Source organism: Leptospira harrisiae (genome assembly GCF_002811945.1).
In the GTDB taxonomy this organism is placed as follows: Bacteria; Spirochaetota; Leptospiria; order Leptospirales; family Leptospiraceae; genus Leptospira_A; species Leptospira_A harrisiae.
In genome coordinates, this window is the sequence record NZ_NPDX01000003.1 from 117,990 (window position 1) to 139,639 (window position 21,650).

Annotated in this window: 21 protein-coding genes and 1 tRNA gene; 9 read left to right on the forward strand and 13 right to left on the reverse strand. The window is 37.8% G+C overall.

Annotation, left to right across the window (positions count from 1 at the left end):
- Positions 1-55 precede the first annotated feature (55 nt).
- On the forward strand, positions 56-1,627 hold the full coding sequence (locus CH364_RS12325; RefSeq protein ID WP_100744819.1) for a LamG-like jellyroll fold domain-containing protein: 1,572 nt from the start codon (positions 56-58) through the stop codon (positions 1,625-1,627).
- On the opposite strand, the gene CH364_RS12330 is transcribed toward CH364_RS12325, so the two are convergent.
- Genes CH364_RS12330 through CH364_RS12345 form a run of 4 tightly spaced genes read right to left on the reverse strand, consistent with a single transcriptional unit; the run spans position 1,589 to position 5,514 of the window.
- Positions 1,589-1,978, reverse strand: coding sequence for a hypothetical protein (locus CH364_RS12330; RefSeq protein ID WP_100744596.1), 390 nt, complete (start codon positions 1,976-1,978; stop codon positions 1,589-1,591). The two genes, CH364_RS12325 and CH364_RS12330, sit on opposite strands and share 39 nt — an antisense overlap.
- Entirely contained in the window at positions 1,975-2,166 is a 192-nt protein-coding gene (locus CH364_RS12335; protein ID WP_100744595.1) for a CopG family transcriptional regulator, read from the reverse strand. The genes CH364_RS12330 and CH364_RS12335 overlap by 4 nt, the downstream gene beginning before the upstream one ends.
- On the reverse strand, positions 2,166-2,774 hold the full coding sequence (locus tag CH364_RS12340; RefSeq protein WP_100744594.1) for a tetratricopeptide repeat protein: 609 nt from the start codon (positions 2,772-2,774) through the stop codon (positions 2,166-2,168). The genes CH364_RS12335 and CH364_RS12340 overlap by 1 nt, the downstream gene beginning before the upstream one ends.
- Complete coding sequence (locus CH364_RS12345; protein ID WP_100744593.1) at positions 2,746-5,514, reverse strand: hypothetical protein; 2,769 nt, start codon at positions 5,512-5,514, stop codon at positions 2,746-2,748. The genes CH364_RS12340 and CH364_RS12345 overlap by 29 nt, the downstream gene beginning before the upstream one ends.
- 50 nt (positions 5,515-5,564) lie before the next feature.
- Between CH364_RS12345 and CH364_RS12350 the strand changes: the two genes are divergently transcribed.
- Positions 5,565-6,539, forward strand: coding sequence for an alkaline phosphatase family protein (locus CH364_RS12350; RefSeq protein ID WP_100744592.1), 975 nt, complete (start codon positions 5,565-5,567; stop codon positions 6,537-6,539).
- Here CH364_RS12350 and CH364_RS12355 read toward each other — a convergent pair.
- Both CH364_RS12355 and CH364_RS12360 read right to left on the reverse strand, forming a co-directional pair.
- Entirely contained in the window at positions 6,536-7,705 is a 1,170-nt protein-coding gene (locus tag CH364_RS12355) for a tetratricopeptide repeat protein (RefSeq protein ID WP_100744591.1), read from the reverse strand. The genes CH364_RS12350 and CH364_RS12355 overlap by 4 nt on opposite strands.
- On the reverse strand, positions 7,702-9,387 hold the full coding sequence (locus tag CH364_RS12360; protein WP_100744590.1) for a tetratricopeptide repeat protein: 1,686 nt from the start codon (positions 9,385-9,387) through the stop codon (positions 7,702-7,704). The genes CH364_RS12355 and CH364_RS12360 overlap by 4 nt, the downstream gene beginning before the upstream one ends.
- An 80-nt stretch (positions 9,388-9,467) precedes the next feature.
- Here CH364_RS12360 and CH364_RS12365 point away from each other — a divergent pair, with 80 nt between their 5' ends.
- The 7 genes from CH364_RS12365 (at position 9,468) to CH364_RS12395 (ending at position 15,969) form a co-directional block, all read left to right on the forward strand.
- Entirely contained in the window at positions 9,468-10,127 is a 660-nt protein-coding gene (locus CH364_RS12365; protein WP_100744589.1) for a class I SAM-dependent methyltransferase, read from the forward strand.
- Positions 10,128-10,174: 47 nt separating this feature from the next.
- On the forward strand, positions 10,175-11,458 hold the full coding sequence (locus tag CH364_RS12370) for a UvrD-helicase domain-containing protein (RefSeq protein ID WP_100744588.1): 1,284 nt from the start codon (positions 10,175-10,177) through the stop codon (positions 11,456-11,458).
- A 14-nt stretch (positions 11,459-11,472) separates the two neighbouring features.
- Positions 11,473-11,549: transfer RNA gene (locus tag CH364_RS12375), tRNA-Val, on the forward strand.
- A 92-nt stretch (positions 11,550-11,641) separates the two neighbouring features.
- Complete coding sequence (locus CH364_RS12380) at positions 11,642-12,322, forward strand: DUF6989 domain-containing protein (RefSeq protein WP_100744587.1); 681 nt, start codon at positions 11,642-11,644, stop codon at positions 12,320-12,322.
- Positions 12,306-13,256, forward strand: coding sequence for an LA_2486 family SGNH/GDSL-type esterase (locus CH364_RS12385; RefSeq protein WP_207762300.1), 951 nt, complete (start codon positions 12,306-12,308; stop codon positions 13,254-13,256). The genes CH364_RS12380 and CH364_RS12385 overlap by 17 nt, the downstream gene beginning before the upstream one ends.
- A gap of 42 nt (positions 13,257-13,298) precedes the next feature.
- Positions 13,299-14,537 (forward strand): LA_2490 family SGNH/GDSL-type esterase, encoded by a 1,239-nt coding sequence (locus CH364_RS12390; RefSeq protein WP_100744586.1) that lies wholly within the window; start codon positions 13,299-13,301, stop codon positions 14,535-14,537.
- A gap of 1 nt (position 14,538) precedes the next feature.
- Positions 14,539-15,969, forward strand: coding sequence for an MBOAT family O-acyltransferase (locus CH364_RS12395; RefSeq protein WP_100744585.1), 1,431 nt, complete (start codon positions 14,539-14,541; stop codon positions 15,967-15,969).
- A 152-nt stretch (positions 15,970-16,121) separates the two neighbouring features.
- On the opposite strand, the gene CH364_RS12400 is transcribed toward CH364_RS12395, so the two are convergent.
- Genes CH364_RS12400 through CH364_RS12430 form a run of 7 tightly spaced genes read right to left on the reverse strand, consistent with a single transcriptional unit; the run spans position 16,122 to position 21,649 of the window.
- Positions 16,122-16,712 carry a LemA family protein gene (locus tag CH364_RS12400; protein WP_100744584.1) on the reverse strand — a complete coding sequence of 197 codons (591 nt, stop codon included), beginning with the start codon at positions 16,710-16,712 and terminating at the stop codon, positions 16,122-16,124.
- 54 nt (positions 16,713-16,766) lie between these two features.
- The gene (locus CH364_RS12405; RefSeq protein WP_100744583.1) at positions 16,767-17,924 is read right to left on the reverse strand and encodes a DUF1343 domain-containing protein; all 1,158 of its coding nucleotides are present in this window, start codon (positions 17,922-17,924) and stop codon (positions 16,767-16,769) included.
- Positions 17,921-18,814 carry a prephenate dehydrogenase gene (locus CH364_RS12410; RefSeq protein WP_100744582.1) on the reverse strand — a complete coding sequence of 298 codons (894 nt, stop codon included), beginning with the start codon at positions 18,812-18,814 and terminating at the stop codon, positions 17,921-17,923. The genes CH364_RS12405 and CH364_RS12410 overlap by 4 nt, the downstream gene beginning before the upstream one ends.
- Complete coding sequence (gene pheA, locus CH364_RS12415) at positions 18,811-19,902, reverse strand: prephenate dehydratase (protein ID WP_100744581.1); 1,092 nt, start codon at positions 19,900-19,902, stop codon at positions 18,811-18,813. The genes CH364_RS12410 and pheA overlap by 4 nt, the downstream gene beginning before the upstream one ends.
- A 1-nt stretch (position 19,903) precedes the next feature.
- Positions 19,904-20,533 (reverse strand): SMC-Scp complex subunit ScpB, encoded by a 630-nt coding sequence (gene scpB / locus CH364_RS12420; protein ID WP_100744580.1) that lies wholly within the window; start codon positions 20,531-20,533, stop codon positions 19,904-19,906.
- A 6-nt stretch (positions 20,534-20,539) separates the two neighbouring features.
- On the reverse strand, positions 20,540-21,283 hold the full coding sequence (locus CH364_RS12425; RefSeq protein WP_100744579.1) for a segregation and condensation protein A: 744 nt from the start codon (positions 21,281-21,283) through the stop codon (positions 20,540-20,542).
- A gap of 3 nt (positions 21,284-21,286) precedes the next feature.
- Positions 21,287-21,649 carry a response regulator gene (locus CH364_RS12430; RefSeq protein ID WP_002975323.1) on the reverse strand — a complete coding sequence of 121 codons (363 nt, stop codon included), beginning with the start codon at positions 21,647-21,649 and terminating at the stop codon, positions 21,287-21,289.
- Position 21,650 lies beyond the last annotated feature (1 nt).

A 21,650-nucleotide genomic window follows, 5' to 3' on the forward strand; every position in this document is an offset into this window, starting at 1 on the left:
ATGGGAAGTCCCAAAACAAGAAATCCTCAACCTAAGTCTTTGGAAAAAGAATGGCGTGGTTCAAAATTCGGAACCAGGCAAAAAGAACTTTTTAAAACCCAAAGAAAATACACCGAAACATGGGGAACTTTTTTTCGACTTTGAAGGGGAAGTGAGAGAACCTCAAATTACGGAAGCGGGGTATCCTTTTAAATCCAAATCGATCTCTGTTGTTTCCTCTTCCTATTTAACCGATGACCAAACCTATTTTTTTGGAAAAAGGTCAGCTTATTTTTCAGGACGCAGAAACCAAATCCATCTCTCTGTTTCCGGAAATTCTCTTTTTGGAACTCACCCCGATCCTTTTACTATTTCCATTCCCGTTCGGTTGGGTGAACAAGGCGCAGGTTCTGTGATTTTGGATAGGACCGTTTATATAAAAGGGAAAAAATATGGCATCTCACTTGAGTTAAATGAAGGTAAACCAGTATTACAAGTAAACAACCTACTCCAAAAATCAGATGGCCGTACTGCTAGTTTTATTTTAGAATCACCAGTCAAACTCAAACGAAAAACATGGGAAGTGATCTCCTTATATTTTGATACTCTAGGTCATAAATTCACAATGTATCAAAACGGAATCGAAACGGCAGAATATGAAAACAGACAAGCAGATACAATAGGATTTGGTTTTCCTGAAAATGATTCCACTCCGCTAGTACTTGGAAAATCATTTTATGGAAATTTAGATGGGTTTCATATACACAAAGGGGAACCTGAGATAGAATACACTAAATTTGAATCTGTACGTTATGATGATGAAACAAAAATTGGTTTTATGGAAGGTAACACAGCTATCTCTCCTGTTTTAGAAACAAAATATAGCAACTCAAGTTTAACTAAAATCCATTGGAACATAGAACAGCCAAAAGACACGATGTTAGAGCTTTACTTTCGTGGATCCAATCAAAAGTTTTTGGATTCCAACACCAATCTTCCATGGACAAGAATAGGATCACTGGACAAAGGACTTCCAAACTATAAATTCAAATACTACCAATGGAAGTTATGGTTTAGGCCTGATCCAATGGGAAAAACTGTTCCCAATGTTCAATCTCTCTCTTTTGAATATACGGAACAAACTCCTCCAGATGTCCCCACAAGATTTCGATTGGATTCAAATCCAACACAAGGGCAACCAGTTTGTTTTTTATGGAATTCCAATCATGAAAAAGAAGTACAAAACGGTGGCGGTTATATCATTCACTACGGACTCACTCCCCACCGAATGCTTGGTTCTGTTTTTGTCAAAAAAGACAAAGTTGGCAATTTAAATAAAATTGATGGAAATGAAGACGAAAGTAGTTTTAGAAATAAACGTTTTTGTATCAATGAAGATACCCTAGTGAACAATATTTACATTCCAGAAGGAGAATTGGGAGCAGATGAGTTCAGACCTCTTGCTGATCAAGTGGACGTTTCGAGAAAAGAGAAACGTGGACTTCTCTTCCAACCTGGTTTAACGTATTATTTTAGAATTTCAGCTTACAACCGTTATCTGAATGAATGGGATTCAAAAGACCAAAGAAGTCCTCTTTCTCCTGCAGTTTCATTTAGTTTCCCCAAAGAAGTTACGAACAACAAGTAAAGGAAGGGAGGTTACCTCCCTTTCTAAATCAACAAATACTTCGTCCATTCCTTCCTTAAGAGCAATTGCCATTTCAAGATCACAGGTTTCAGACATTAAAATTTGAGTCCTTAGGCTTTCTGTATCTAAATCGAAAATAGCATCCGTTAGGTCCTCTAAATACCCAAGGATTTGTTTTTTTTTCGTAACTTCAAGGTCTCCTAATTGTTGGAACAACATATAGATCGAAAGAGAAGAAGTAAAAAATCTCTTGTGGGAATCAAGTGCTTCTGACAAAAGTTTTTGTATCTCTAATTTACGAGAAGAACGTAACAAGGTTAATAATACAGAAGATGTGAGGTAAACTTTCAATCCAAAATCTCCGCGAGCGCAATGAGAGCTTTTCTTCTTACAAGTTCTGATTTTTGAATGATCTCGTTTTTTAAAGCCATCCGAATGAGTTCTCCTCCAGAAATTCCTCTTCGGGATGCTTCATTTTTTAATAAAATTTGTTCCTCTTCAGAAAGTAGGATTTGAAACCGTTTATCAATTTTTGCCATCAATCTTCTTCTTCTAATTCTTTTTCGGCCTTTTCAAATTTGCGCCAATACAAACTAGCATCTTGCCACTGCCCTAGAGATTCGTACAGAGATGCAATATTATAATATGATTCGGTCAAACGATAATCCAACTTCACTGCCTTTTGAAAAAGCTTAATCGACTTTTCTTTGTTATCTGAAAACCATTCACTAAAGGCCCAAAGGTAATACCATCTTCCTAAGTTTGGGTCACGAGGTCTTACTTTTTCCAAATGCAAAACATTCTCTTGGAAAAGTTTGGATGAAAGGTTATAATTTTTTTGAATGAGTTTTGCTTTATTGATTCTGTCTTCTGCAGGTTCATCCGGCTTTGGCACAGACAAATCGTTTCTATACAAAAGTGCTTTTGCGTAGAGTAACTTAAAATACAACTCGTTTTGACTTAAGTCTAAATACCTTTCTAAATATGGAATGGATGTAGTTTCATCATCTACTTTGTGAAGATTGTAAATTTGTTTTCTAAGTGCAGTTGTTTCTTCTTTTTTTTTGCTACCACCGGCCCAAGACACTTGAGACGATAAAAATAAGATACAAACAAATTTAAAAATATAAGTAGAAGTTTTGTCCATCGTCTGGAAATTTCATCGATTTGATTTCATGGCGAAATGGTAGTTCCTGTAATTTTTGTATCACAGAAAGATATAAATCTTTTGCCGTTACAATCAACATAGAATTGGGTGATGTTTCAATCAATCGATCTTTACTTTCCAAATACCCTTGGATGGAATCAACAAAATGTCTTTTGGAACGTTCCCATTCTTGCGAAGGATGGTATTCTGGCCACTGGATTCTGAGTACAGAAGTGGTTCGTTTTCCACCAAAGGTAGCTTGCATAAAAGATCGAATCATCCAAGACAAACTGTCTTTTAAAAACTCGGGTTTTCGTTCTTCTTTTTCTACAAGGACATGGAGGGCTGGGATCACTTGGCGAAGTTTTTCTTGAATCATTCGCTTATGAGAGTCCAAAAATTTTGATTTTTCCTCTTTATTCAATAGAACTAAAAAGATTCCAGGAAAACCAAGAGATTCCATATGAAAAGCAATGATGGCTTCTGTTTGTAAAAGAATTTCCCAGGAAAACTTTTTTGCGATAAATCGATCAAGTCTGACTGTATCGTCTACCTCAAGCATAGCAAATCCAGATTCATCAAAAGGCAAATAGGGATCATGGTGTAAAAAAATTAAGTTAGAACGAGTGTTATAGTCAAGTCCGGATGAAATTTGATTATGAAAAGAACCCAATGAATCGTTTAAAAAAAGATATGAAAATCGAGGAGATCCGAGTCTTGAAATAAAGTTTTTTGTATAACCAATGATTCCGTCATAAGAAATTTCGTTTTCTCTATAGATTTTATCAAGCAAACCATATTCGACACGTTTTTCTTCGGGAATGATGGTAAGGAAGTTTTCAGGCGAAACTTTCGATTCTTTTGTATCTTCTTTTTTGGTAACGGATTGAACGAGTTTTTCTAATTCAGGATTAAAAATTGTTTCTCGTTTTTTTTGTACAGCATCGAGAATAGCAACTCTTCTCCAAGTGGCTGGGGGTAAAATTTTAAAACTCGTTTTTTTCACAGGACTAGGTTTGTTTATAACGGGTTCCATTTTTGTTTCAATTCCTTCTTTAAGAGAGACAGTTTTTTTTATCTCAATTTCTACGTTGGGTGATTCTTCACTCACCAAAAGGGATTCCCCTAGCATGAATCGATGGTCCCAGTTTCTTTTGATGGATGCCCATAACACAAAGAAGATCCAAGGCCCTATGAATAAATATCCAAAACTTAGCAAATAAGGAGGAAAGGAAGAATAACGATAAACAGATAACCCAGTTAAAAATCCTGGTTTTCCATGTTCTTTAGAAGTATAATAAGAATGGAACTTATGATGCAAAAAACCAACAGATTGTTTTTTCGAATCTAAATGTACAAATTTTGAAGTATCTTCTCCCTTCCAAGCACGAGGATTAAATAGAACTTGTTCCTTACTTTTGTTATCCGAAAGTTTTGCAGAAACTAAGGGAAAATAAAATTCGTCTCGGTCCTTTTCTTTTTTTGCCTGCAAAAGACTAGAATCAAGAACTGCTACCAAGATGGAAATAGAACCCGTCTCATAATTTCGTTTGGGTATTAAAAACACTAAATCAAATTCTGATTCAAATAAAATCGTGATGGGGTGATTTTGTATACGTTCGAATAAACTAAAAATTTCAGTGCCAAATCGGTTTTGAATTGTTTTGTTATCAAACGAATCTTTTTTCCAAAGATACAATTCGGAAACGATTCTTTCTGTTTCGCCAAGTCCCCTACCTTCTCCTAAACCTTCGCGAAGAAGGTTTTTTTCAAGAACTGATAAGGTCTCTTCAAATTGAACCAATCTGTGTTTGGCCCATGGTTTGTAATACCGATAATCTGGAAAAAGTTCATAACTCTTTTGGTAAAACAAAAGTAAAATCAAATACACAATCACAGGCAAAAGGATTCTTCGTTTGAATTGAAATCCATTTGAGTGAGTGACCATCCATATAAAGCGAATATAAAAAAGTCCTGTAAAGGTAACAAGAAAAAGGACAAAACAACCAAAACGAATTTCATCAGCTTCCGTGTCAGATTGACGGAGTAAATAAACAGAAAACCTTTCTCTAGATTCTAAAATGAGTTTTGAATTTTCACCATCTAACTGCCAAGTGATGGTTTGTCCCTCTTTTCCTGAAAACAAACCTAACAACTGGTTACTTTCTCTATCGCCTGTTAAAATTGATTCATCATTTGTATATAATATCTTTTGGGATTTGGGGTCAAAAGCCCAATAAAGATAACCGTATTCTAAATTAGCATTTTGAATTTGTTTTGGAAGCGGTGGACCTTTCGGAAATACTACAAAAAATTTTCCGGACAAATCGCGATACACATAATCACCGTTAGATAGGTTTTTCAATTTTCCCTCTGACAACCCAGAGGGATCCTGTCTTAATTCATCTTGAAAAATTTCACTGGTTTCGTTTGTGCTATGGATGAGGCGAAGGGAATCATCATACAACCGAACATAGTTTAAACCAAGGGTGTCTTTGATGCGAGTGGTGACTTGAGAGGCGCGGTAGGGAAGTGTTGATTCACGAAAAAAGAACTCAAGGGTATTTAAATACTCTTTTGTTTGATCTTCATCAAAACGTTCCAATGCTGAAATCAAGTTTGATTTGTGACGGATCGGTCGAACCCATTCAAAATATCCGAACAAAACGGAGGTGACTAGGAGAGAAACCGCGAAGTATCCAAAAAGAATAGACAGGTTTCCGAAATTCCGTTTCATCATTCTAATTATCGGGTTGTCATTGGCAAAAACCAATCAGTCCAAGGAAAGGAATGATTTTTTATGTATTTTTGGACGGAGTGGGAATTGCCAACTACGATCCCAAATCCAACCCATTTAGCCGTTTTGCCAAAGGTTTTTTAGCCCCTGTGGGAGGAATCCCGATAGCAGATGCAGACCTTCCTCATCTTTCTTCCCCGTTGCATTATATCAAAACCGATGCCCATATGGGTGTCCCCGGCCTTCCCCAGTCTGCCACAGGCCAAACGGCACTTTGGACCGGAATCCCAGGACCCAAAGTGCTGGGTCGCCACGTGAGTGGATTTCCGACCATCACCCTTCGTAAAATCATTTCGAAATACTCTCTCATCAAAGTTTTAAATGAAAATGGTCACTTAAGTGATTTTCTAAATTGTTTTTCTCCACCCTATCTAAAACACGTAGAAGAAAAACCAAAACTAGTTTCTGCGTCTACCTTAGTGCAGTTGGCGAGTGGCCGTCCTTTAAAAAACTTCGATGACCTTTCAAATGGTCGCGGTCTTTATATGGACCTTACCCATGAGATTATGGGAACACTTGGGATTGATATGTTAAAACCTGGTGATCCCCTTCTCAATAAAAGAGATCCTTATGAACTCGGCAAAAATTCATTTTCTAAATTTGCAAATTACCAGTTGGCTTTGTATGAATACTTTCTAACAGACAAAGTAGGCCATGCCATGGATTGGGAAAAAGCAGAGTTAGTGATCAAAAACTTGGAAGATTTTTTTCGTGGTCTTTTAGAAAGTATAGATCCAAACAAAGACCTACTCATTGTTTCCAGTGATCACGGAAATATGGAAGACTTAAGTCAAAAAAATCATACGGAAAACCCGGCGGCCACCATCCTTTATGGAAAGGATGCTGACCGCTTCGCAGAAAATATACATTCGCTTGCTGACATTGTTCCGGAAATTTATAAAACTTTCGGAATGGAAGAAGCCATTTACAATACCAAAACGAATGAATTTCTAATTGAATCCGACTAAAATTCTAAATCATTTCCAGATTCAGGTCGATTTGACACCGAACTTGGTTTAGATGAATTGGAATCAGACGATACATCTGAATCATCAAGATCATTGTGGTCGGTAAACTGATCGAGTGATTCTTTTTTCCATGCAATCGCCTTGTCGGTAATCTGGTTTTTAGGGTATTTATCTACAATTGTTTGAAATATTCCTGCCGCTTTTTCAAACTTCCCCTGTCTGAAATAGATAGTGCCTTTTTTGTATAAAGCCGCTTGGTCTAGCGAATAATCACTGTTATTGAGCAATTTATTAATATAAGTAAGTGACTCAACTTGTTTGCCCATGCCATCATAAGATAATGCAATGTAGTATAAAGCTTCCTCTTCTTTTTTAGGAGCTGGATTTACACTGATTACTTTTTGGAAAAGCTCAATTGCTTTAGCATATTGTTTTTTTGTGTAATTATCCTTAGCATCTTTCAAAACTGAGTCTTTGTATTCCCCAACCACTTTTTCATCGGCTCCTGCCAGTTGGTCAGCAGTTTCAATGTATTCATCAAATACATCAAACGAAGCCCAGTCTTTTCCAAGTTTACGAAGTGCTCTTCCCCAACCAATTCTAGATTCTGTATTATTTGGATCTTCCTGAAGAGCCAGTGTATAGTTTTTTCGAGCAGTTTCAAAATTTCCGGTTCGATAATAAAAATCGCCAAGGGATAAAAAAGACTTAGATCTTAGTTTGTTATCTGAACTCGATTGCAAAACAGATTCTAAATGAGCCTTACCTTCTGATTCGTTTCCAATTTTCAAAAGTAGATTTCCCAGTGAATAACTTAGTTTTTCTTTTTCATCTGCCTTTAGATTGGAATTCTTTTTTAGGTCTTTATAAATATCTAAAGCTGGATAAAAATCAGAATTTTTCTCTAATGCTCTTGCTTGGTTGTATTTAATTTGGAATTCATACTTTTCCATTCCTCTTTTTCCAGCTAACTCAGAGAAGATGGTGATTGCTCGTTCTTTACTTTGCGGATTGGATTGTTTTAAGTATTCTTCCCCTTCAGCAATTTTTTCCAATATAACTTGTGATTGGTCTTCTTTAGCAGAAATATTCGTTTGGTAATACGCAGTTGAAAGGCCTGCTACAATAAATAAAAATCCTGCCAACGTTACGATGATTCGATTCATAAATTCCCTCTACCCGCCTGACTTAGGGTTTGATTCGTCCAAAATTCCACTCGAGTTGGTGAATAAGATTTAGTTTCCCGTTTCAAAAAGCATTTTAATGCTTTTTTGGTATCACCCGTTTTTAATGCACTCACTCCAAGAAAAAACATAGCTTTTCCTCGTAAGTAAGAATTGGATTCATATTTTAAATACTCTTCCAATCGATACAATGCTGTTTCATATTTTTTTCTAATGACAGTTTCTTTGATGATTCGATTTAGATCCGTTTGACCTAAATCATAATTCACAGTGGCAGATGGCTCTTCTTTCAAATCATCCACTGATTCATTTGTTTCCTTCGGAGGAATGATATCTGTTGGAGATACAGCATGTTCATTTTTATAATTTTCTGGTTTTTCTGGTTCTTTTTTTGGATGAGACTCAGCCACCACATTCGGTTCTTCTTGCGGAAGGATATCTTTTGAAAAATTGTATTTAAAGTAAGATACGTTTTCTTTCAAATTGTAATCTTCTGGAATTCCATTGGACTTTGCGGTCACACCAAAATACAGTTCATCAATTTCTTTTAATTCTTTGATAAAAAAGTTTGTTTTGGGATGTAACACAGTTGCGACTTTCACAACAGATCCTTGGCCAAAGGAAGAAGTTCCTTGGTTTAAAGGTTTTACTGATGCATATAAACTATAAACTGTTGTTTCATCCGCAGCTTCTGGACTAAGCCAACTAATCACGGCACCCTTGCCCACACGTTCATAACCAAGCCCTCTGACGTGCATGGCTCCACCTAGCTCAGGCCTTGTTTCATTGGATGCGACTTCTTGTTTTGTTTTTTTAGGTGATTCTTCAACAATGACTTCTGCATTATTTTTTTCTGTTTGTTTAATGTAAAATACTCGTAAGGTGGATTTTTTATCTTCCAAAGGAAGAGTTTCTTCTCCACCAACTTGTTTTACAGAGACACCATAATAAATAGTCTGTGATTTATCCAAATCTTGGTCCAAAAATGAATTCACAGGATGAGTGAGTTCCGCCAGCTTTTCTGCTTTTTGCATCAATGGCAAACTTGTTAAAGGTAAATTGGATCTGTAAACCGTATATAAAGTTCGCCCCGCCGTTGCACCGTTTGGTGGTGTCCAATTCAAACGAACAAATTTTCTTTCAATATTTGCAGTAATACCGGACACCCCACCCACCATCGACTGGATTCCTGCATCAGAAGGAAAGGCAGGAAAATCAGGATTTTGTCCGACGACTGGTGTTCCATTTTCTTCTTCAATATGGACAGGTATTACTGTATAATTTTGGTTCGAAAATAATTTTACTTCTCTACGACGAACATCTGTTACCATTACAATTGCGTAATAGTAAGTGCCAGGTTTTAGATTATAGTCAAAATAAACACGTGTTGCGTTTGCTCCAGACGCTTTGTATCGACCTAATGAATCGGCAATATAGAGTTTTTCCGCGCTATCAATCATTACCGTGGAACGAGCCACAATGATTTCACCTTCTTGTTTAGGTGGATCCCAATCCAAACGAATCGATTTTTTGTCAGGGAGGAGACTTGCATGGATTGCTTTGGCAATCGTTGGATATCGACTTTCCTCAAATCCAGAGTCTGCCCAAACCGGAAATTGAGACAATAGCAGTACAGCCACCCAGAATTGAATCGAGAACTTCATACTTAGATTTTCGGTGGCAAAGACCCGCGAATTGAATTTTTCGTTTGTACTTTCCCCGCTTTTCTGTAAGAATTGTCATTATGTCGGAAACGGAATACTACCGTTCGCAAAGTTACCAAGAATACTTACTTTCGAGTCATAGGAGAGAGGTTTGCCCTCCAGAAGATGTTTATGCCTTTTTCAATTGGAAAGGTTTAAACAACCTAGTGGATTTCGGAAGTGGGCTTGGTTTTTACTTTAACGAGTTTAGAAAATGGTTTCCTCATGTTTGGATTTGGGCGGCGGAGTGCCAACAAGAGATCATCGATATGGTCCTTCGTCGTAAACTGATGGAAGGGATTGAACAACTCACACCTTTCCACATGGACCAATCAGACCACCCTCTCCTACCGGAATGGGTTCCAGTCCCAGAAATTATTTTTGCCTCCCTATCGTTATCCACATTTCCTAATCCTGGTTTGGCGATGGATGGACTCATTCGTTCCATGAAAGCGGGAGGAAGGCTTTTTATCATCGATTGGTCAAAAACCGAATCTGGATTTGGTCCTAAAATCAACGAAAAGATTTCGATGGATAAAATGAAATTTCTTGCGGAAGAATACAAACTGGAAGTCACTAAGTCAGGAAGGATTTCCGAACACTTTTATGGGATGGAAGTCAGAGCAAGTTCTAACTTTATTTATGGGTATTATGACCTCAAAGAAGAAGAAGATGAGGATACTGCAGTCTTCAAACAATAACCTAAAAAATTAGAACCAAAGATAAATTTGTTTTCCCCCTTCCTTATATGTGGAGTGATGAACAAAAGAAAATCATTCATTGCAATTTTCCCATCAAACAAGTCATTGCTGGTGCTGGTTCTGGAAAAACGGCAACGATGGTGGGATTATTGGAAGAAAGAGAACTACAAAAATCCATTCTCCCTAAAAACACACTCATCGTTACCTTTACTAAAAAAGCAACACACGAATTTAAAGAACGGTGTGAAAAAAAGGGACTTTCTAAGGAATACCATATTTCCACCTTCCACTCGTTTTGTTATCATGTCCTAAAAAAATATGATGCATCAAAAAATTGGTCAAAGTTCAAACTACTAAGTGAATCCAAAAAATGGGAAATCACAAAAGACATCCTTTCAGTTTATCGCTTTGAAATTGGGGGAATTCCTTTCCCCATCCTTCTCAAAAACAATGGAAAAAATTTCCGTAAGATTTCAGAAACTGGATATGATTTTTATTTAGAAAGTTTTCGATCCTGGAAAGATAAACACCAATACTTTGAATTTGATGATTTGATTTTTGACTTTCTTCATTTTTTAGATTCTGCATCGGCAAACTTAGTCAAAGAAAGATGGACATCTCTGATCATCGATGAATTCCAAGACACTGACGAAGTCCAACTCCAAATCATCCAAAAGATGAAATTCCAATCCATCACTGTTGTGGGTGATGATTGGCAGGCCATTTATGGATTTCGAGGTGCAACTCCTAAACCTTTTTTAGATTTTCCCAAACATTTTCCTGAAGTGATCCAATTTTTTCTATCAACTAACTACCGTTCAAAGGAATCCATCATCAAATCCTCTCTCCTTCCTTTAAATCATAACAAGGACAAAATTCCAAAACAGGTACAAAACTTTCGAAAGGAAAAAGGAACTTTTTTGGTGGAAAGAATCAGAGAAACAACAAAACGTCCAATGGAGATTTGGAAACATTGGCAAACGAAAGACCCAAATACTATCATTCTCACCAGGAGTAATTACAGAAAAAATGAATGGATCCAATCAGGAGTTCCACATTCGCAAGTGATGACGATCCATAGTGCAAAAGGATTAGAGTTCCAAACAGTCCTCCTAGACCTAGTGCTCGGCTGGAGTGAAAGCAGAAACGATATCGATGAAGCTGAAGAACGTAGGATCCTGTATGTTGGCCTATCAAGAGCAAAGGACAATTTGGTTCTTTTAATCCCGGACAAACCCAAACCAGAACGTCTCGCCGATCAAATGAGCGGGGATTTTTCATTCAGGAACCGATTGCGAAATCGTACTTTACGGTGGGCTCGGCTCTGGTGAAGTGGTTTTACCTTGGGGGATTAGCTCAGTTGGTTAGAGCGCTACCTTGACATGGTAGAGGTCACTGGTTCGAACCCAGTATCTCCCACCAAGGATCCTTCCTCCCACCTAGTTTTTATTTTTCAGAACACCAAACAAAGTTTCGACTTGCATCTCTAAAGAACATCCTTAAAGTTCGAACCGATGAAACCTAAGTTCCTGGCAGAAGAATTCCTATTGGCTTTGTATTTTTTGGTATTTAGCATTGTTTCCGGACTCGTATTCTATTGGTCAGATAGTCCGTCCGGGATCAAACTTGCATCGCTTACTTTACTATTCCACATCAGTTTCGTGGTGTTATCACTTGGACTTCGCTGGCATACTCCATTTCGTATTTGGAAGTTTTTAGTTCCCTTATCCATTTTTATGGTATTTCCAGATTGGTTTCTATCTAGTGCCTTACAGATCTTAGTTTTTCCTGAAGATGGATTCTTAAAAATAGGAACTGTTTCTGGTTATATGGCCGGCCTTTGGGTCATTCCTTTGTTTATCTGTGTTTATACAGGAATCAAATTGGAAGAAATGTCTGTATCCATTATTGGAACTGGACTTTGGGTCGGGATCACTGCGTTAGTTATTTTTGGAACTTCTGAAGCAACTATGTGGATACTCGGATCTTGGTATCCACAAAATGTAAAAATGTGGGGAAAGGTGGCCTATTACGTATTAGTTCCTGAAATGATTTTAGGAATCACAGCCTATCTTGCCTACCAAGGTTTTTCCTATTCGGCTTATATCTTTCAAATTGCAATGGGATTTTTAGTAATGATTCTCTACATTGGAAACCTTTCTTTCTTTTACCTCCTCTTTGAAAAAATTCTATAATTACTTATTTTCCATTGGTATATCAACTCTCTTAGTTTTATTTCTAGGAGAGCTTTTTTTTCGTTACCAATCTAAAACCGATAGTGAAGAAATCCGATACAAAAAAATCCATTGTTTGTATGGATTAAGAGAAATCCGTCTTTGTCCCAATGTAAATGAAAAGTTTTTACGTAAAGATGGTAAAATCTGGGACATCCAAACCAATTCCCAAGGGGAACGTACTCTCGGTGAAGGTACTAATCCAAATAAACTTTGGTTAGTTGGTGATTCTATGGCCATGGGCTTTGGGTTACCGACTAAAGAAACACCTGCATTTTATTTAAAATCTAAATACCAGTTAGAAGCCAGAGTGATTGCAGTGGATGCCATTGGCACAAGGGGTGTGTTTCGACTATTGCAAGATGCAGTAAAAAACACTGATACAAAAGAATTTCCCAACCAGGTCTACTGGATTTGGAATCCTTCCGATTTTATAGATGATGAAAGAGAAAAAAAAGGACTCAAACAATTTTTTTATCCCTTTCACCATAAGTTATCCCAAATATCCTATTTGTATCGAAATCTCCTCCCATCTCCCCAACCCAATGTGTACACTTCGTACGGCATTCCTTACCAATATCCAGAAAATCATATCACTTACTCTTACTTACGTGAGTTTTTTTTAAAGAATATTATACCCAAAGAAAAAATGAATCTACTTTTTAGTTGGGGGATGTCCAAAGCAGGAACTCCCGACACAAAGGATCCTAATTACGAGTTGGCAAAAAAATTCTTTTTCAAACAAGGAATCAATACAATCGACCTAAGAACCAAAACAGAAGCGTTGTTTAAAGAACAGAAACAAGTTTACATTCCTCTTGATGGTCACCCAGGTCCCGCACTCGCCGAACTTTTTGCCGATGCCATTGCCAAGGACTTCTTAAATTTGCCTTAGAAATGCTTGATTCCCTGCCCTATTGATAAATTTTTGAGGGATATGATTCAAAACTGGAAACGATGGGGAGCCATTGTCCTATTTTTCCCGTTGGCGTTACTTTCTTTGGAATTGATTTTACGCCTCGCTAACCCACCTGCTTTACGTTATTATCGCGATGTCAAATTGTTACATGCATACCATCCTGAATACGGTGTCACCTTGGAACCAAACGAAAGTCGTTTTGTCCGTCACTATGCCGATCTCTGGCAAGGACAGTTCACAACCAATTCTCTAGGTCTTCGAGGTATAGAAGAGCCAATTCCAAATAAACCAAAACTTGTTTGTCTGGGTGATAGTTTAGTGATGGGATTTGGTGTTTCGGATGAAGATACTTTTTGTTCTAAACTTGGAACCTTTGAACAAAATGGTCAAAGTTACCAAAGTCTGAATTTGGGTGTGGATGCCTATGGATCTCTTGGTTCCTACAAAAGATTAAAAGATTTGTCAGGTAAAATAGATAACATCCAAACTGTTTTATTCTTCATTTCACCAAATGACTTTACAATGCCTGACGAATTACGCGCCCAAGGCATCCTTCCTGACGATGAAAACGATGCACTTCATGAGAACGATCCCGTTTGGAAAAAAAACTTCCGCATCCAATTTGAACTCACAAGAATATCATATCTTCTACAGGCTTTAAAACTAGCTTACGAACAGACAAAAGTCAAGTTTGCGCAAACAAAATATATGATTGCTGCAGACACAAATCTTCTGACTTCTTCACCACTCGTTTATTTACGTGAAACTTTTATTCTTCCCATCAAACACCTGAAATGTGAAGAAGCTGACGAATTTATATGCCCTGCTCCACTAGAAAATTTAAACGTAGTCTGTTCGGATACTCCTGTGGATCCAAATTCCCTTGAACCATTACCTGAAACCACAACAAGAGCATATGATTTGATGATTGCCCTTTCGAAAGAAAAAGGTTATCAGTTTGTTCCGGTGATCCTTCCTATGCAAATTGAAGAAGTGTATTGCCGCCAAGTGGGAAAATATAACTCACTCGGAGGTTATGCCATCCGAGCCAAAAAGTATTTGGACTCGAAAGGAATCAAAACCTTAGATATCCTTCCGTATACAGACAAGATGTGCGGCCGTGAATTTACCTTGCGTGGAAAAACCAAAAAAGCGGGAATTCAGGATTACTATATCCCAGGTGATGGCCACCTAACAAAACTAGGTAACTTATGGGCAGCTGAGTCCATTGCCGATTCCTTAAAGGTTAACAAATAAAATGCTTTTTAACTCAGTTCATTATTTGATTTTTGCACCGGTTGTTATCTTCGTTTATTTTTTGATTCCCAAACGATTTCAAGGTCTCTGGTTATTCATTGTTAGTTTATATTTTTATGCAATCTTTCGAATCCCGTTTTTGATTTTACTCGTTTTTTCTTTTGTCATTACAAAACTTGCTGTCGATTATATGGAATTCGCTACTTCTAAATTTAAAAAACTTTTTTGGCTGAATGTGGCGGTCTGGAGTAATTTAAGTTTACTTTTTGTATTTAAGTATTTGGACTTTTCCATTACTGTTTGGAATCAAACTTTTTCACTCACTCCTTGTGATCCCGAATTTGTACAAAAGTCTGGAATCCTTCTTCCGATGGGGATTAGTTTTTTCACCTTACAGGCAGTATCCTATGCCGTAGATGTTTATAGGGGTGTGGTAGAAAAGGCTAAATCCATTTTTCATTTTGGGCTATTCTTAGCATTTTTTCCGCAACTTGTGGCAGGGCCCATCTTACGTGCGAGTGATGTCCTCCACCAATTTTTAGATTCCAAAGACTTCACCAAAGAAAACCTAAAACAAGGCCTCAAACAACTGTTTTGGGGGATCTTCAAAAAAACCTTCATTGCAGATCCTGTTTCTTATGTGATCGATCCCATGTATGCCAATCCTACGGAATACAATTGGATCGCGATGTGGATTGCTGCGTTTTTATTTGCAGTACAAATTTATTGTGATTTTTCCGGATACTCAGACATCGCTATTGGAACAGCGAGGATACTTGGATTTCATATTCCTAAAAACTTCGATCGCCCATTTCTTTCAGGCACACTGACTGAACTTTGGCGACGTTGGCATATTTCCTTTAGTTCCTGGTTACGTGATTATGTTTATATCACTCTCGGGGGAAATAGACGTGGTGAAATTATGGCTTATGTAAATTTATTCATCACCACTTTTGTTTCTGGGATTTGGCATGGTGCAGACTGGACATTTGTTTTGTGGGGGACACTTCACTCTACGATGATGGTGGTAGAAAAGTTTGTATTCAAATTTGAATCGATGAGAAATGCCTGGAATCGAGTCCCTCGGGCCATACAACCAATTTATCCTGTGGGTATATTTGTATTGTCTTGTTTTTTCTTCAGAGCAAAAGCAACGCCTGAAGTCCCAACAGGAATGGGAATCACCAAAATTATGTTAGAACGTGCGTTCACAGGAGCTTCTGGAATTTTTCCTCAGATGAGTGTGAGTTTAGTGATCCTGGTTGGATTTTTATTTTTTGTGGACATCCTCCAAGATAGAAAGGAAGACCGATTTGCCTTTATCACTGACAATTTATACTTTCTCATTCCAACCTGTATCTTACTCTATATCACATCGTTTATTATTTATAGTGTAACTGTATCAAGTCCCTTCCTCTACTTTCAGTTCTAAATAAAAAAGCCGGCAATCACTTACCGGCTTCATTTATAAAAAATCAAATCAATTGACTCGACTTTGACATTAAGTAAATTCAATTCAGATTCAATGTTTTTTGATTCACTTAAAATTTCTTAATTCTTAATTTATTTATATTCTATACTTACCTAGAATTCTACTTTGGGTGCATTCTCAATCGCTTTTGGATCTTCCACTGTGAATGTTGCTTTTGCATCATAACCAAAGGCTTTGGCAGTAAGAACCGCTGGAAATTGACGAATGTAAACATTATAATCTTTGGTTGCTTTGATGAATCTGTTCCTAGCCACTGTAATTCTGTTTTCTGTTCCTTCCAACTGTGCCATAAGATCAGAAAAGTGTTGGTCTGATTTGAGTTGTGGATAGTTTTCCTGGATCATAAGCAATCTAGATAATGCTGAGCCCAATTGTCCTTGTGCCTTATCAAATTGTTTTAAACTTTCTGGATTGTTTACTAGTTCTGGAGTTGCTTGGATGGATCCAATTTTGGCACGCGCTTCTGCAATTCCTGTCATAATTTCTTTTTCTTGGTTGGCAAATCCTTTGACGGCAGAAACCAAATTGGGAACTAAATCAGATCTTCTTTTGTATTGGTTGAGAACTTCTGCCCAAGAAGCAGTTACTTCTTCATCCAACTCTTGGATACGGTTATAACCGCAGTTGGTAAGAACTGTTGCCATAAGGGAAATTAGAAAAATGGTTCGAAACATTCTTGTCATGGTGATTGTATACCTAACCTTTAGTCGGTCTGCAACACCATTTTGTTAAAAAATTTAATACCGAAAGGGTTTTATCAGTTTCGCCCAACGACTTTCTGATTCATTCAGATACATCTCAAGTTCAGAATCCGATCTTTTTCCGTACAAATAGTCTAATAAAGTTGAATCACCAGCTAAAAGTTCAATTGCAGGGCGATCTGAACGAAATTCGTAGACCCCTTTTAAATATCCAAATTCATTTGGGAATAACTCATTGAGTTGTTTCAAAAAAAATAATACAAAATATAAGGAATGAAATCGTTTTGGTTTTAATACCATAAGTTGGTATCCTTCACAAATGGAACCAACATACTTATGAAAGGTAGGTAAAAATCTTAAATTACGCAATAGGTAATTTCCTGATTGATGAGAAGCCAATCTTTGGTCTAATTCCTCTTTTGCCTTGCCAACTAAATAGGGTGCTCCAAAAGTTTCAAAAGGTTTGGTGGTTCCTCTTCCTTCGGAAAGATTCGTTCCTTCCAATAAACACATTCCAGGATACACCAAACAAGTATTCTGTGTTGGGATATTAGGAGAAGGCGGAACCCACTCAAAGTTTGATACAGACTTTGGATGATAGACACCTACAGGTACAACTATAACATCCACTTTTAAAAGGAAGGTTTCATTATAATATGATAATAATCCTCCCGGTGTGAGACCATGCCTATGTAAAACGGTTGGAACACCAACAAAAGATTCATATTCTTTTTGGAGTGGAGTCCCTTCTACTCTTGAACCAATAGGGTTCGGAGAATCAATGACTAAAAAAAGAGGAGCTTTCCCTGTTTCTTTTTTTAAACGTGAGACTTCACAAAGAATATAATAAGCTGTTGTTAAAAAAGTATAATACCGGGAACCAACATCTTTAATGTCAATGATGATCACATCTACATTGGTTAACCTTTCTCGAGGAGGAACAAGACTTGATTCTTCCTTTCCGTACAGATTGACAATGTGCATATCTCCAAAAAGATACTTTAACTCATCACCACTCACCTGATCTTGCAATTCAGCAAAGAGCCCATGTTCCGGTAAAAAGATAGTTTTTAGATCAAAAATTTCTGCATAAGTTTGGAAATGGTATTTTCCGTTAAAACCAAATGCACTTTGGTTGGTGAGAATGGCCGCCTTACAGCCGCTTAACTTACTAATGTTTTTTAAAAACTTCATTTTACCTTTCGGATTTCTTCTTTGTTTGATAAAGCCAATTCCCAAATTTTACGAATTTTATCTTCATCAAAAGATCCATTGGATCCAAATAGATCCCGAAACTCTAATAGTTGTTTGATCAAATCATCGATTGATTTACGTAAAAAACTTTGGTTTTCTTTAAAAATGGAAATCCACATATCAGGATTGGAACCAGCTATCCTTGACATATCACGGAACCCACCACCGGTAATGGGTTTAGAAGATCCCATGATTTCTTTTTTGGTTGTAGGATTGGCTCCCGCTACATTCACAAGCAAAGTAGAAATGACATGTGGAAGATGAGATAGGTAAGCCAAAGTTTCATCATGAGATTTGGAATCCATCTCCATTGTCCAAGAACCAATTTTCTCCCAAAACAAACGCACTGACTGCAAACTAACATTAAATGCCGATTTCGGAGGAGTGAGTATACATAGTTTATCCACATACAAATCGGAGACTGCAGCGTCCGGGCCCACTTGTTCGGATCCACACATCGGATGAGTAGAAATATAATGATGAGTGGCATCACCAAAGTGAGATTCCACCGCAGAAACAATTGTTTCTTTGGTAGATCCCAAATCGATAAAGATTGTATTCCCTGATTTGGGAAGTGTTGGAATGATTTTCAGAATGGATTCTACAGGAGTGCTAAAGATCACCAAATCATATTGATTCCAGTCAGGAGAAGTGAACTCTGATTGTAAAAAAACTTGGTCAGCGAGGTTTTTAGTCAGGATTGTATTTTTACTTTTTTCAGAACGAACTACAGCAGTGATTTCTGTATCTATAAATTTCTTTCGAATAGCGAGGGCTAGAGACCCACCCATAAGCCCCATTCCATAAATCAAAACTCTGGACAAATTCATGTCGGAAAAGATCCGGCGGTCGGATATGATCCCAAAAGTTTAAACAAGGTACATTGTGATTTTACTTTTTGTAGAAGTTCGGCAATTTTTGGATCTTCTTTATGACCAATAAAATCTACAAAAAAATGGTATTCCCATAAGTTACGTTTCAAAGGTCTAGATTCAATCTTAGTGAGATTCACCAAACTATCGTTAAATGTTTTTAAAACTGCAAATAAAGAACCTGTTTGGTTCGGGATGGAAAAAACGATAGATGTTTTATCTTCCCTTGTTTTAGGTGATTCTGTTTTTCCAATCACAAGAAATCTTGTGGTGTTTCCCGAATAATCTTCAATCCCTTCGGCTATGACATTTAAACCGTAAATTTCGCCGGCAATTTTGGATGCGATCGCAAGTCCGTCTTTTCTTTCGGACACTAATTTTGCCGCCATGGCTGTGGAAGATGTATCCACAACCTCTACACCCGGAAGGTTAGCTGATATCCAATTGCGGCATTGTTCGTTTCCAATCCGAATCCCGTAGATTTTTTTTACAGCGGAAAGATCGGTTTCAAATCCAAGTAGTGAAAAGGAGATTCTTTGGTATAACTCAGAGTAAACGAATAGGTCTGTTTCTAAAAACATATCCAAAGTGGAGCTAACTTGTCCTTCTGTGGAATTTTCCACAGGAACCACTCCGTAATCCAATTTCCCCTCTTCCACCATTCGAAACACATCGGGAATCGAGGTTTGCGGAACTGCTTCAATAGATGTTCCAAATTTGGAACGAAGTGCGGAATGAGAAAAACTTCCCTCGGGTCCTAAAAAACCAATCTTTAACGGGTGTTCTAAGGCGATAGTACCTGACATCATCTCTCTATAAATTGCACGAATCACAGAAGAAGGAAGTGGTCCACCAGACAGTTTTGTTACTTTTTCATATACATCTTTTTCACGATCAGGGCGGTAAATCGGGCCACCCGATTCTTTTTTGACCCGACCAATCTTTTGTGCAAAACCTGCACGTTTTTGGATGAGAGCTATGATTTCTGTGTCTAATGAATCGATACCAGCACGGAGTTTTTTTAGTTCTTCTTCTGCACTGCTCATGTCAGGCCTCTTCTTGTAATTCTTCAGGTAGAGTGCTTGTATCAAAATCAGGATTCATTTCAGTTTCATCAGTCACGACAATGGATTCAGGTGAAAATTCTTCAAATTTGAGTTCCTTCACTTCCACTGGTGTAGGGAGGTCAGTGAGTTTACTAAGTCCAAAGTGTAACAAGAATTCGTTGGTAGTTCCATACAATGTAGGCCTGCCAGGAACTTCCTTTTGGCCGACAGCTTTGACAAGTTTTTTAGACATGAGACTTGCAACCATAGCACGAGAAGAGACACCTCTGATTTCATCCAATTCCGTCAGGGTGATGGGTTGTTTGTAAGCTATGATGGCAAGAGTGTCCAAGGTTCCACGAGAGAGTGTTTCTCGTTTTTTATCTTTAAAGATATGGGCTAAGATTTCACTATATTTTTGGTTGGTGATGAACTGGTAACCACCCGCGATTTCTCTGAGTAAAAATCCGCCTTCTTTTTCTTGGTAATCAAGGATGAGTTCATCTAAGAGTTCCCGGGCTTCTGTTTTTTCGATCCCAGCAGACTTGGCAAGAGCAGACAATTTGATTGGATCTGAAGATAAAAAAAGAAGCGCCTCAAGAAGGCCCTTTGTATAAGTTCTTTCTTCCAAATGAATCTAAACCTTGACTATTTTGATTTCACCGAAAACTGCATGTTGGAGGACTTTGCAAACTCGGATTTTAACAACTTCTAATACAGCAAGGAAGGCAGCGACGATTTCTTTTTTTTCCGGTTTTTCTGTTTCAAACAAATCCATAAAATGGATTTCCCCGGTTTTTTCTAAAAGATTCTGTAAATAGGCCATTTTGTCCTCTACGGAGTATTGGGCCACACCCTCGTAAATGGGCAAAAGATCTTCAATTTCATTGGAAGACTCTTGTTCCAAAATAGAATTGAAAGCGGAAATTAAATCCACAAGGCTCACATCCAACCAAACTTCCGTTTCATCCAAAACTTGGTTGGTTTCTCTTGTAAACATTCCGGCTGTGAGTCGGTCGAGTTCCGCTAGACGTTGTCCCGCCATTTGGAACTTCTTGTGTTCGAGTAATTTATCGACGAGTTCTTTGGGAAGCGGTGGGTCATAATCCTCTTCCTCAAAACCGGGGTCCGGCAATAAGGCTTTGGATTTTAGATACACCAAATGAGATGCCATCACAGCAAACTCAGAAGTAAGTTCAATCGACAAGGACTGACTGGTTCTCAGAAATTGAATGAAATCGGATGTGATACGCGAAAGGGAGACTTCAAAAATATCAACCTTATAACTATCAATCAGAGACCATAGAACCGTAAGAGGTCCTTCCGTCAATCCTCCGTCCTGGTTTTGCCACCGGACGATAAACTCCGGGGTTTGGGACACTGTTTATAAACCTAGTGCTTTTGCTGCTGCTTGTTGCAATCTTTCTGGCGGGAAAGGTTTTACAACAAAATCCTTCACACCCATCTTAATTGCTTTTGCCAGTAAATCTTCCTGACCAAGAGCCGTTACCATAATGATCTTAGCAGAAGCATCAAATTTAATAATTTCTTTTGTCGCTTCGATTCCATCTTTTTCACGCATGGTAATGTCCATAGTCACCAAGTCTGGTTTGAGGTTTTTGTATTGTTCTACCGCAATATTACCGTTCTCAGCTTCACCTACGATCTCGTGACCCGCACCAACTAACGCATCTTTTACGAGCGTTCTCATGAATTTTGCATCATCTACAACCAAAATTCTTGCCATG